Origin of the sequence: Chloroflexus sp. MS-CIW-1 (assembly GCF_030444705.1) — a bacterium.
Classification (GTDB): domain Bacteria; phylum Chloroflexota; class Chloroflexia; order Chloroflexales; family Chloroflexaceae; genus Chloroflexus.
The window spans coordinates 1,828,775-1,841,935 of sequence record NZ_JAUBWR010000001.1 but is presented as its reverse complement, the minus strand read 5'-3'; the positions used below and the strand labels follow the sequence as shown (position 1 = coordinate 1,841,935).

Annotated in this window: 8 protein-coding genes; 4 read left to right on the top strand and 4 right to left on the bottom strand. The window is 54.1% G+C overall.

The genetic code is table 11. The features are described from left to right. Position 1: 1 nt before the first annotated feature. The gene (gene era, locus QTO31_RS07380; RefSeq protein ID WP_301428575.1) at positions 2-1,411 is read left to right on the top strand and encodes a GTPase Era; all 1,410 of its coding nucleotides are present in this window, start codon (positions 2-4) and stop codon (positions 1,409-1,411) included. Between the two features lie 243 nt (positions 1,412-1,654). Further along, a complete protein-coding gene (locus tag QTO31_RS07375) occupies positions 1,655-3,100 on the top strand; it encodes a serine/threonine-protein kinase (RefSeq protein WP_301428574.1) in 1,446 nt (481 codons plus the stop codon). 315 nt (positions 3,101-3,415) lie between these two features. Here the strand turns inward: QTO31_RS07375 and acs are convergent, their stop codons facing one another. Together acs and prpE are read right to left on the bottom strand one after the other, a co-directional pair. After that, positions 3,416-5,350, bottom strand: coding sequence for an acetate--CoA ligase (acs, locus tag QTO31_RS07370; protein WP_301428573.1), 1,935 nt, complete (start codon positions 5,348-5,350; stop codon positions 3,416-3,418). A gap of 383 nt (positions 5,351-5,733) precedes the next feature. Beyond that, on the bottom strand, positions 5,734-7,662 hold the full coding sequence (gene prpE, locus QTO31_RS07365; RefSeq protein WP_081910079.1) for a propionate--CoA ligase: 1,929 nt from the start codon (positions 7,660-7,662) through the stop codon (positions 5,734-5,736). Between the two features lie 570 nt (positions 7,663-8,232). On the opposite strand from prpE, the gene QTO31_RS07360 reads away from it, so the two are divergent. Continuing rightward, positions 8,233-8,712 (top strand): hypothetical protein, encoded by a 480-nt coding sequence (locus QTO31_RS07360; RefSeq protein ID WP_301428572.1) that lies wholly within the window; start codon positions 8,233-8,235, stop codon positions 8,710-8,712. Positions 8,713-9,015: 303 nt separating this feature from the next. Here QTO31_RS07360 and menH read toward each other — a convergent pair whose 3' ends face one another. Further along, positions 9,016-9,819 carry a 2-succinyl-6-hydroxy-2,4-cyclohexadiene-1-carboxylate synthase gene (gene menH / locus QTO31_RS07355; protein WP_301428571.1) on the bottom strand — a complete coding sequence of 268 codons (804 nt, stop codon included), beginning with the start codon at positions 9,817-9,819 and terminating at the stop codon, positions 9,016-9,018. Positions 9,820-10,302: 483 nt separating this feature from the next. Here menH and lon point away from each other — a divergent pair, with 483 nt between their 5' ends. Continuing rightward, positions 10,303-12,735: an endopeptidase La gene (gene lon / locus QTO31_RS07350; RefSeq protein WP_301428570.1), complete on the top strand. Its 2,433-nt coding sequence runs from the start codon at positions 10,303-10,305 to the stop codon at positions 12,733-12,735. Between the two features lie 30 nt (positions 12,736-12,765). Here the strand turns inward: lon and QTO31_RS07345 are convergent, their stop codons facing one another. Continuing rightward, positions 12,766-13,131 carry a DUF309 domain-containing protein gene (locus QTO31_RS07345; RefSeq protein ID WP_301428569.1) on the bottom strand — a complete coding sequence of 122 codons (366 nt, stop codon included), beginning with the start codon at positions 13,129-13,131 and terminating at the stop codon, positions 12,766-12,768. Positions 13,132-13,161 lie beyond the last annotated feature (30 nt).

Sequence of the window (13,161 nt, the reverse complement as noted above, 5' to 3'; positions counted from 1 at the left end):
TATGAAATATTGTTCGCTTGATACGAATGCCGGTACGCTCTACCTCTACTTTACCGATCTTGAGGAAGGTCAGGCGACGGCAACAATGGAATATCCGGTAAGCCTGCTCCTCGATGCGCAAGGGGCCATCTTCGGTTGTCGGATTGATCTTGATGATGAGGTAATTCTCAGTCAACTGGAATTGATCCTCGACGCGCCGTACAATTGGCTCGACGGCGAATACGGTCATCTTTATATTCGCCTGGCTGATGAAGACCCGACTGAAGTGGTTCCACTCAGCGAGACGGCGATCCTCGATCTCGATGATGATGATCTGGTACTGGGGATCGAGCTAGCGCTACCTCCAGAGTGGCGTACTCCCGAACGGTTACAGCGTCTGATGCCGCTTATGGTGTCATTCGACGATGAACCGGTTGCCGGTGAAGGACCGGTGGTGTTGACGCCACCACCGAATGCGATCGCTGTTGAACCATCGACCGCATCTGATTCAACCACAGGGGAGAGCATCCCGTTAGATCGGTGGCGTGTGGGGTTCGTTGCGCTGGTAGGAAAGCCGAATGTTGGCAAGAGCACTTTGCTCAATGCGTTGTTGGGTGAAAAAGTGGCGATCGTATCGCCTCGGCCGCAGACAACTCGAGTGCCGGTGCGCGGAATCCTCTCGCGACCGGGTGAGCAGATCATTTTCATCGACACACCCGGTATTCACCAGCCTAATCATCGGTTGGGGCAGTTGATGGTTGAACTGGCCGAACGTACTCTGCCCAACGCCGATGTCATCTGCTTTATGGTCGATATAAGTCAGCCACCTACTCGCCTGGATCGTATGATTGCGCAACAGGTACAGCGTGCGCGTGGTCATAAGTTGTTGGTCTTAAACAAGGTAGACAAGAAACCAAAGCGTCCTGGCGAGAGTTACCTCGCTGCCTATCGCGAATTGGGACCGTGGGAGATGGAGATTGCGATCTCCGCTCAGCGCCAATTGGGTTTGGCTGCGTTACTTACCGAAATTAGTGCGCGCTTACCAGAGGGACCACCGCTCTATCCGCTCGATCAGATTACCGATCAGAGCGAGCAACAACTGGCAGCCGAATTTGTGCGCGAAAAAGCCCTCTTTTACCTGCAACAAGAGGTACCCCACGCGATTGCCGTTGAAGTAGAAGAGTGGCAGGAAAAAGAGAAGATTACGTACATCCGTATGACGATTAATGTCGAAAAAGAGAGCCAAAAAGGTATCTTGATCGGCGCCGGTGGGAGTATGCTGAAGAAGATCGGCAGTGCGGCCCGCGCTTCAATTGAGCGGATGCTAGGCCGTCCGGTGTATCTTGATCTGTGGGTGAAGGTACGTCCTGATTGGCGAGATGATCCGAGTGCGCTCAGTTGGTTGGGGTATCGGGCAAAGAATTTTCTTTAGTTGCAACTTCCCCGCCGCTGCTTGCGTATTATTCGATAGATCATCACGTGCCCAGGGCTAGAAAGGGCTCTCTATTGGTGGCAGATGAACGTATCATGACTTGCCACCGATAATCGGGCAGGATGAGTATTCATCTTCCTTTCTAGCCGAATGTGGTGTGGTGACCAACGAAATGATACAGTTGCTCTGCATAAGGTTGAGGGAAACGTGCAACGCTCGCCAATCTCTACAACAGGAAACACTATGGCTGAGGTAACCGAGATCCTCTGCCCGATTTGTCATAGGCCGAATTTACGGCGAGCGAAATTTTGTCAGCATTGCGGTCATGACGTTGTGCTGAATAACGATCAGCCGAGTGATGATCGTCGTTACGTCATTACGCGGATCATCAAACGCGGTGGTCAGGGTGCGGTGTATGAAGGGATCGATCAGCACGGTCGAGTATATGCGATCAAAGAAATGCTTGACCGTTTCGCCGATCCGAAAGAGCGGGCCGAGGCGGTTGCGCGTTTTAACGCCGAAGCCGAGCTGTTACAACAATTGCGCCACCCGCGTATTCCACGTGTTTACAGTCACTTCACCGACGAAGGCCGGCATTACCTGACCATGGATTTTATTCGTGGTGAGGACCTCGAACAAATCCTCGAACGAGAGGGGCGAATTGACGAGCAGCGGGTCTTGCGCTGGGCTGATGAGATTTGCGATGTGCTCAGTTATCTGCACGGGAAGGGCTTTATCTATCGCGATATGAAGCCTTCTAACGTGATGATTGAGCCAAGCGGCGATGTGAAGTTAATCGACTTTGGCATCGCAAAACTCTTTAAGCCCACCGAGCGCGGGACGCAAATCGGGACACCGGGCTATGCTCCACCCGAACAGTATCAGGGTCTGGCCACCCCACAATCTGATGTCTATGCGTTAGCGGCCACGTTGCACCACCTGCTTACAGGGCGTGATCCAACCCAAGAGTTACCGTTTTCGTTTCCACCGGCCCGGACACTGGTTCCAACCATCTCGGAACGAACGAGTGCTGCGTTAGAACGGGCACTACAGAAGGCGCCCACCGATCGCTTTGCTACGATGGATGAGTTTCGAGCAGCACTGATCCCCTCTACGAAACCACAACCGGTACAGGTGCGCGTTGTCCCCAAACCGGCACCGGCTGCATCAGCCGCTCGTCCGGCAGTCTCTCCATCGCAAGCTGCACCGGCGACAACAGTCTCTCCTGCTATACCTCAATCACCACCAGCATCGGCAAGCGGCACGACAATTCAATCGCCGAAGGTACCACCGCGTCGATCACCGGCACGGTTTATCGGTTGGTTTTTCGTGCTAGGGTTGATTGGGTTGATCCTGTTGGCTACATTCGCGACGGTGACCCGGCCAGATTGGCTGACACTAATCATCGATCCGGTATCAGGTGACAATACCAATTCGAGCTTCGGTGAACCTCTCCAAGTTACGTATGAGCTAGAGATAACCGTTCCGTCTCATGCTACTGACGAAGAAATTCTTGCCGCTTTCCGAGAGGCTTTTCGTGCACGAGTTCAGCAAGAGTACAGTGGACGGGCGCAGATCAACCAAAATATCCCCATTAGCTACTTTGGAAAACCAGAGCAGATAGAAGAGAGTAATGACCAGATTACCTATCGAGCACGTTTGATCGGTACAATCTGGGTCAGGAAGTGATGGTTGAGACAGGCTGTATGCCACGGTTGTCTCTGCGCTAACTTCCCATTTGCGCTGAAGCGGCTATGCTGTCGCCAGCGAGGACGGATCAACATTCTCAGCCGACCCGACAGCAACGAGGAGTGGTCAGAATGGCGTGCTTCCCCTTCTCTCCGTATGTGGGGGTGAAAGGGGAAAGGTGAGGAGCCAGCCATACCCTGACCTGGCGGGGGGTAAGTGAGGAGGGAGGCCGCCGTACTGCTGCACAGCCACGCTCTGTAACAATGACAGGGGCGCACCGCAGTGCGCCCCTGCTTCGTGTTCGTTGTTGAACGACTACTCTTCAAGCGTTGAAATATCACCTTCGGGCAGACCCAAAGCCCGTGCTCGCAAGACACGGCGCATAATCTTACCCGACCGAGTCTTCGGTAGTGAAGTTACAAACGTGATCGAGTCAGGCCGGGCGATGGGGCCTAATTCGTGCCCAACGTGTGCACGCAGCTTTTCTTCCAGCTCGTGGCTTGGCTCGTAACCGGCACGCAGGATGACGAATGCGTGAATCGCATTGCCCTTTACCTCGTGAGGCAGACCAATGGCCGCAGCCTCGGCCACTGCTGGATGGCTGACCAATGCACTTTCAACTTCGGCAGTACCGAGTCGGTAGCCCGATACTTTAATGACGTCGTCAAGCCGACCGATGACCCAGACGTAGCCATCTTTATCTTTGCGTGCACTATCGCCTGCGGCGTAATACGGCGGCACCTTTTGCCAGTATCCTTCGACGTAACGCTGCGGATCGTTGAGAATCGTCCGCATCATGCCGGGCCATGGAGACTTAATAACGAGCAGACCATCCTCATCTGGCGCGCATGGTGTGCCATCTTCGTGCACGACATCCACTTCAATCCCAAGGAATGGCCGTGTCGCCGAGCCTGGTTTCAGCGGTACCACTGGTGTTGGCGTAATCATGAAATGTCCGGTTTCGGTTTGCCACCAGGTATCCATGATCGGGCAACGGTTGTGACCGATCTTTTCGTAGAACCACTTCCACGCTTCGGGGTTAATTGGTTCACCAACCGAACCGAGCAGGCGGAGCGTACTCAAGTTGTGGCGAGACGGCCAGAGTTCGCCAAACCGCATCAGACCACGAATTGCAGTGGGTGCGGTGTAAAGAATAGTAATACCGTGCTTATCAACCATGCTCCACCAGCGGTCGGGATAGGGATAGTTCGGCGCGCCCTCGTACATAAATGAGGTTGCACCGTTAATCAATGGCGCATACACGATGTACGAGTGACCGGTAATCCATCCCGGATCAGCAGCACACCAGTACCGATCTTCGTCTTTGATGTCAAAGACAAACTTCAGGGTCGTGTACGTCCCGACCATGTAACCGCCGTGCGTATGGACGCCCCCTTTGGGCTTGCCCGTCGTTCCTGACGTATAGAGGATAAAGAGCATATCCTCAGCGTCCATCTCCTCGGTTGGGCAATGACCGTTCGCGATTGGCAAGCCGAGTAGATCATGCATCCAGAAGTCACGCCCCTGCTCCATGGGTACGCCGTGGTTTGTGTGCCGGAAGACAAGGCAGGTTTGTACGGTGGGGGTACGCGACAACGCCTCGTTGACGATCTTCTTCAGCTCAACGATCTTGCCGCGCATGTAGCCACCGTCGGCGGTAATCAGGACCTTGCTTTTAGCGTCAGCCAGGCGGTCGGCCAGCGCCGCTTCTGAGAACCCACCGTAGACCACACTGTGAGCAGCGCCAATCTTGGCGCAGGCCAGCATGCTAAACATCAACTCTGGGATGCGGGGCATGTAGATGGTTACAATATCACCCTTCTTGACCCCCATGCTCTTCAAGACGTTAGCAATCCGCGATACTTCATAATTGAGCTGGTAGTAAGAGTAGGTGCGCTGACTCCCGTCTTCGCCCTCCCAAATCAGGGCCAGCTTGTTCTTGCGCCACGTCTTGAGGTGGCGGTCAATGGCATTGGCGACGATATTGGTTTTACCGCCGACAAACCATTTGTAGAAAGGTTTGTTACTGTCGTCAATCACCTTTTCCCAGGGTTGATACCACTCCAGTTCACCAGCCATATCGGCCCAAAACTCTTCGCGGTGGGTGATCGTCCATTGGTAGAGTTCGTCGTAGGAGTTGAAGCCTTTTTTGCGGGCATAAGCCATTACATTCGATTGCTCAACCAGCGCCGGGTCAGGGTAATACATTTCACTTGTGTCGGGCAGCGCCACTTCGCGAGTCTCGGTCATGAGTCGAACCTCCTTGTTACGTGTTTGCACGGCAGTCTACATATCGTTGTGGATATGCCGATTATAGGCTGTGCCGCGCACTCATGTCAACCAGTCTTCTGTGGATATTTTCACGATAGCGAATGATTGTGATCGGAGATTAAAGATACGGTAAAGTTTTGCCAAATCATTCATGCCCTCACCTTCCCCCCTGGCCCCCGTCCTCTCCCACGCTGCGGGAGAGGACGGGGGGGACGAGCGGAGCGGGGGCGATCCTGCGCCTGTCACCGATACCGCGTTTACACACCCCTCTCCCGCAGTGCGGGAGAGGGGCTGGGGGTGAGGGTGATGGTCGTGCAGGCACGGGACGTGCCTGATGAGAGAGCTGGTTTTTTGATCAGACACTACGAGAGATCGCTGCGCAGTAACTCAATCGCTTCACGCACCATATCAACGGTAGCGTCGTCTTCAATTGTGCTCAAATCACCCAAGTTATCACCTTGATAGACGGCGCGAATGACACGACGCATGATCTTCCCCGACCGTGTCTTGGGCAGCATACTCACAAAGTGCACCGCTTTTGGTGTGGCGATGGGACCGATCCGTTCACGAACCAGTTGCCGGATTTCGTTGGCGATGTCGTCTTGCATCTGCGGTGTAATGTGCTGTTTGAGCACCGCCACCACCAGCACATCTTCGCCCTTCAGCTCATCACGCACGCCGATCACGCTGGCCTCGGCCACTGCCGGGTGGGCCGAAATCACCTCTTCAATCTCGCGCGTTCCTAAACGATGACCGCTTACATTGAGCACTTCATCGGCTCGCCCAAGCATGAACAGATAACCGTCTTCATCTTTGATGGCATAATCACCGGTCATATAGAGGAGTTTGTCTTTGAAGTGTCCCCAGTAGCCTTTTACGAAGCGGTCATCATCGTTCCACAGCGTGAGTAATGTACCGGGTGGAAGGGGGCCATGCTCGACCAGAAAACCTTTCTCGCCCGCCGGTACCGGATTCCCATCGGCATCAACCACCTCAAGCCGATGACCGAATGCCGGTTTGGTTGGGGAACCTGGCTTAATCGGGAGCAACTCGACGCCAACCGGATTGGTGACCATCGGCCAGCCACTTTCGGTCTGCCAGTAGTGATCGATGACCGGTACCCCAAGTGTGTTCGTTGCCCACTCGTAAGTTGGCGCATCGAGCGGCTCGCCGGCAGCGAAAAGGAGTTTTAGCGAACTAATGTCAGCGTCACGCATCCAGTGTTCGGGGAATTTGCGCAGTGCGCGCAAGGCAGTCGGCGCAGTAAAGACATGCGTGACCCCGTACTTCTCGATTACGCGCCACCAGACACCGGGATCAGGATGATCCGGACGCCCTTCGTAAACTACCGTCGGTACACCCTTGAGGAGGGGGGCATAGACGATGTAAGAATGGCCGACGACCCAACCAATATCGCTGGTGCTCCAGAAGACATCACCGTCACCGCAGTTGTAGATGGTACTCATACTGGCGTAAAGGGCTACCATGTAGCCGCCTGTATCACGTACCACTCCTTTGGGTTTGCCGGTTGTGCCTGAAGTGTAAAGAATGTACGAGGGATCGGTGCTAGCGACCGGTACCGGTTCGACATACCGTTCACCACGTTTCGCCAGTTGCTCATACCAGTCAAGATCGCGTCCTTTTTGCAATTCAACCGGCACCAAACCGCGATTTAGAACCAGTACATCGCGTACACTATCGGTATTAGCCTCGGCAAGCGCCTTATCGACAATTTCTTTCAGCGGTACTGGTTGACCTTTGCGCATACCTGCATCCGCAGTTACGATCAGCACCGGTTCGGCGTCGTCGATCCGCGATGCAAGTGAAGTAACCGAGAAACCGCCAAACACCACCGAATGAATGGCCCCAATTCGGACACATGCCAGCATTGCAAAGATGGCTTCGGGCACCATCGGCATGTAAATGATGATCCGATCACCCTTCCGTACACCTAGATTGCGGAACAGGCCGGCCAGTCGATTGACTTCGCGGTATAGCTCGAAGAAGGTCAGCGTGCGTGATTGACCGGTTTCCGCGCTCTCCCAAATGAGAGCCGCCTGCCCACGTCGTTTGCCAAGGGCGTGACGGTCAACCGCGTTGTAGCACAGGTTTGTTTCACCGCCAACAAACCAGCGCGTGAACGGCGGATTACTGTTGTCAAGTACCTTCTCCCATGGTTTAAACCAGTGTAGTTCAGCGGCGAACTCTGCCCAATACGCTTCTGGCTCTTCAATCGATCGGCGATAGACGGCTTCGTAGCCCACGGCGATCCTCCTCTGCGAGTTTGCAATCGTATTTTGAGGGAAACAAAATAGTTGCTCTATTATACCATCGCCGAGTCACAAATAGCACAGGTTGGGTCGGGGATAAGCTCCTCCGAAACGCATCTAAGCTATGTTTACGGCTGGTTCAGGCTGAAGGACGAGCAATCTATGTTGCCATCCGGGTGTGGATGAATAAGATGAATTGAGAGCTCCTATCCACATATCGAAGATGGCGGGCAAGCGGTCAATAGTATAGTGGTCAACGCGGCCCCTTGTCTTTTCGTAAATAGGTGCGGAAAAGAATCTAGTAGTGAAAGCTGTGAAAGTTTATTATATATAGATGCTAAAGCGAAGAATACCACTTGTTCATCTGCTCCTGTTAAGGTATGCTATGTGCTGAATGATCTGGCTGCGGTTTACCTCCTGTTCTGGGGTTGAGATATTGCAAGCCAGCCATGGGAATCGTGCAGTTGTGTGTCGAACATCCTCCGTTTGAACGGAACCCTGATCCTGGCTTTTTATCTCCCTTCATTCCCACTGATGTAGGCTAGCGGCCATCGATTACAAGCAACATCATGATCACAGAAAGAAACAACAGTGTCAGACAAAAAACTGGACATTCGGATTAAGTTTTTGCTGATCGGTGCAGAGGCGCTGTTTGTTAGCATCCTTGGCCTCATGCGCCTTTTAATTTTGGGCTGGCTGGCTTTGATTTTTGGAATTTTTCTGATTGTGGCATGGATGGGTTTTCATATAGTCTTGATGACTGCATTTATTCTAAGTTTAAGATCAAGGATCATAGATTGGGTGCTCTATGGCGCCGTCCATTTGTTTTACATGCTGGCGTGGTTATTTCAATACGATGCTGACGATCTACGCATATGGTGGGTAATTCAACTTTTGCCTTTCACCGGTGGTTTGGAGCCATTTCTAAATGAATGGGGTGGAACTCTGTTTTTAATAATGGCCGCGGCTACTTTTATTTGCTATGTGATTATCTTCATTCTACTCATTGTTCGGATCGTGCAATTTCTGGTGTCTCTCAATAAGGATACAAAGGATACACAAACCACATAGGCTTTCAGACAGAAGCTACTTCATCCATCTCTCTACGTGGATATATCTACACTCAGTGATACAAGAGGTTCGTTGTGCAGCGTGCGAAAATCACACTTCCGCACTGTTGTGTTGCATACCGGACAGTTTTGTACTGATGAAGCTGCTGATGACCACCACTACAATACTGATCAGTGCCCGATCAAAAGAGTGCCTGGTCTGCCTGTTCGACTGTGCGTGTACTATGTCCTTACCTGCGCAATCCTGCGGGCGTATCGGTTCATTTCCTTCACAGGGAAACGTTCCATCTGGCTCTAGAATCAGTCATGCCAGAAATGCGCTAACCAGTTCGGCAACCGCTGCTGGTTGTTCCAGATGAACGGCATGTCCGGCATCGGGTACAATGGCGTGACGGGCATGAGGCATCAGTTCGGCCATACGAGTGGCAATTGCACAGAACTTGGGATCGAGTGCGCCTGTGATCAAGAGGGTAGGGGTAGTGATGGTTGGTAATATCTCCCACAGCGATGGTTGCCGCCCAACACTCATCCCGCGTAAAGCGTTGGCGTAGCCGATTGCACTACCGGCCAGGCGTTGTTTGCGTTGCGCTTCACGAACAGCGGCTGGCAGTCGCTGTTGGCTGGCAAACAGCGACTGCGATTCCCAAAACTCAACGAACCATTCCAGACCTCCGCGCTCAATACGCTCGGCCAGTTCTTCATCACTCGCCAAACGTGAAGCTCGTTCGGCTGGGTCAGCCAATCCTGGTGAAGCGCCAATCAAGACCTGCCTGCCGACTCGCTCTGGTGCGCTGGCCGTGAGCAGTAACCCAATCCGTCCCCCCATCGAATAGCCCAGCAGATCGGTACGCGCAACACCGAGCTGGTCGAGTAAAGCGAGGAGATCGCTAACACACTGTTCGATAGCGTAGCGTTGCGGATCAGACGGCACGGCACTGGCACCATGTCCGACCAGATCGATCATTATCAACGTGCGGTGCTGGCTCAGCGCCGGTACCAGTGCCTGCCATGTCTGACTGCTGCCGGTGAAGCCATGGATCAAGAGCAGCGCCGGGCCGTTACCGGCTATTTCGAAGGACAAATAGATGTCGTTAAGTGTGATCTTCATTGTTCTCCTGTAACCTGATACGATAGTCATTATCTTATCATACTGGCGACCGTTGCTATGATGCTGGGGTGAGAGGGAATGCGTTGCAAAGTCCTTTCTGTTGGGCAATAGTGACAGAGGTGAGAGGTGAGAGGTGAGAGGATTGAACGAGAGGGGCAGGTCGTCAACCTGTCCCCCCTTTTCTCCTTCCTCGCGCCGTCTGGCAGAGAACAGTACAGGGTGAGCAGTCGTTTTCATCACTGCGAGAGCGAATTCCCCCTTCCCCTCTCTGTGTGAGAGCGGCAGGGGGGAAGGTGAAGGCGCCCCCCCTTCCTCTCCCGCAGCGTGGGAGAGGAAGGGGGCAGGGGGGAAGGTGAGGGGAGGGATACATATTTGCTCTCACCCGAATACTGGCGGCATATGTTACACTGGATGTACAAAGACCATAATGCGCAGGCTTTTGATCGCCTGAATTTCTGAATTAGCCTGCGCAGGAGCAAAGATATGACCACGACTCCGGCTAATGAACAATCGGCATCACCTACCGCCGGTACGGTTGTGTACGAACGACCGGTACTTCCGCTGCTTGATAGTGTCTTGTTTCCACAGATGCTGGCTCCGCTCTTGGTAAGTGATGAGCGGGCGATCAATGCAGTTGAACAGGCTGCCGCCAGTGATAGGCTGGTACTGGCGGTGGCCGTGCGTGGCCCGGCGGCTGATACAAACGTTGGACTTGAAGACCTTTACACGGTCGGGGTTGAGGCAGTTGTGCAGCGCCTACGCCGCTTGCCCGATGGCACACTCAGCATTGTGCTCGAGGGGCGCCAGCGCATGCAGATTGTCAGTGCGGTAGCCGAATACCCGGCGCTGCGTGTACTGGCAACACCACTCGCTACGCCGCCGCTCGATGAAGATGACGCGCTGATGGTCGAGGCGCTGAGTCGTACTATTCTGACCACCTTCGAGAAGATCGTGCGTCTATCGCGGAACCTGCCCGATGATGCGTATCTTTCCGCGCTTAACAGTGCCGAACCAGGCGAATTAGCCGATATTATTGCTTCGCTGCTCCCGATTTCTATTGAAGACCGGCAGCGTATTCTCGAGCTAGTTGATATTGAGCAGCGGTTACGTCAGCTTGAGATTCTGCTGGCGAAAGAGCTGGATCTCCTCGAACTAGAAAATCGCATTCACAGTCAGGTGCAACAAGAGGTTGATCGCAGCCAACGCGAACTCTTCCTGCGAGAGCAGTTGCGGGCGATCCAACGCGAACTCGGCCAAGAAGACCCGTCGCGTCGGGAACTTTTCCTCTTGCGTGAACGGGCAGCGGCTGCCGGTTTACCAGCCCATGCGATGGCGCGCTTTGAAGAAGAGTTGGCACGGCTTGAATTGATTTCGCCGATGTCTCCCGAACACGGGATGCTGCGCACCTATCTTGATTGGTTGCTTTCACTACCGTGGAGTAATGCCAGTCCAGAGAATCGCGATCTGCGGGCAGCGGCAGCAGTCCTTGAACGGAACCACTACGGGTTGCGGAAAGTCAAAGATCGTATCCTGGAATACATCGCAGTGCGCCAATTGGCCGGTCCGTCAAAACGAGCGCCCATTCTCTGTTTCGTTGGTCCGCCGGGCGTAGGCAAAACCAGCCTTGGTCAGAGTATTGCCGAAGCCCTTGGACGGCGCTTTGTCCGTTTGAGTCTGGGTGGTGTTCACGACGAAGCCGAAATTCGTGGTCACCGACGCACCTACATCGGTGCGCTACCCGGTCGGATTTTGCAGCGGATGAAGGTCGCCGGTACGATCAACCCAGTCTTTATGCTCGACGAAGTAGACAAACTGGGAAGCGATTTTCGGGGTGATCCGGCAGCAGCGCTACTAGAGGTGCTTGATCCTGAACAAAACAGCACGTTCAGCGATCACTACCTCGATCTTCCCTACGATCTCAGTCAGACCCTCTTCATTACAACGGCGAATGTCGCCGAGGATATTCCCGACCCACTCCTCGACCGAATGGAGCTGGTGGAACTCCCCGGCTACACCGAAGACGAAAAGCTCCATATCGCTCGTCGTTTTCTCATTCCGCGTCAGATGACCGATAGTGGCTTGCCGCCAGCGACTATTCGGTTTGGTAACCAGACCATCTCCACCATTATTCGCCACTACACATACGAAGCCGGGGTACGCAACCTCGAACGCGAGATTGGTGCTATCTGTCGCAAAATCGCTCGCCGGATTGCCGAAGGGAAGCGCTATCCGCGTCAGATTACGCCACGGGCACTGACCAAACTGCTCGGCCCGCCGCGCTTTGAAATCGGCAAAGTTGATCCGGTCGATCAGGTAGGGGTGGCGATTGGTATGGTCTACACCAGCGCCGGTGGCGACATTATGCCGGTTGAAGTGGTATTGATGGACGGCAAGGGCAATCTGCTTCTCACCGGGCAGCTCGGCGAAGTGATGCAGGAATCGGCGCAGGCTGCGCTCTCGTTTGCACGGGCGAACGCCAGTCGGCTGGGGATTGAGATTCGTCATTTCGACAAAATTGATATTCACGTTCACGTTCCCGAAGGTGCGACACCTAAAGATGGCCCATCGGCTGGAGTAACAATTGCCACGGCCCTCGTTTCGGCATTGACCGGGCGGAGCGTGCGCCATGACATAGCCATGACTGGTGAAATTACATTGCGAGGTCGCATCTTGCCGATTGGCGGGGTTAAAGAGAAAGTCCTGGGCGCGTACCGGGCCGGTATCCGCGAGATCATCTTACCGAAGCGCAATGAACACGATTTGGTCGAGATTCCCCAAACATTGCGGCGACACCTGAAGATTCACCTGATCGAGCGGATTGAACAAGCGCTTGATCTGGTGTTGGGGCCGCCACCGCCGAAAGAGCCGCGGCGAGCGCCACGGGTTATTCCGCGCCGTGATCGCGATGAGGAGTAATGCAAGCCATCTGCTTTGCGCGCAGCGTTCTCATTCGTGGCTCACTATCGTTAGCTTTGGAGCCGGTGCCTGTTCCGGATTATCCAGCACGGCTGTTACCGCGGTTGCCAGCGCATTCAGATCGATCCCGCGATAGTGCAATGGCAACCGGTGCAGCCGACGTTGGGCTTTGGCCCAGTTGAGACGAAGACCACGATAGTTCCCCTGTTGCCACTTCACCAGCGCGGCTGCGGTCTGGATCAACGTCTTGTAAAACTCGGCGTCTGTGCCCTGCGCCGCTCGCCAGCATATTTCCCACTGTTCGTGGGCGTGCCAGTATGCCCCTTGATTGAAAAGCTGAATCCCGACGCTGAACGGATCTTCTGCTACGGAAGGTTGTTCGTCGTGAATGGTCATAATGAGCCTCGACAGGTGTCTTCATCTGAA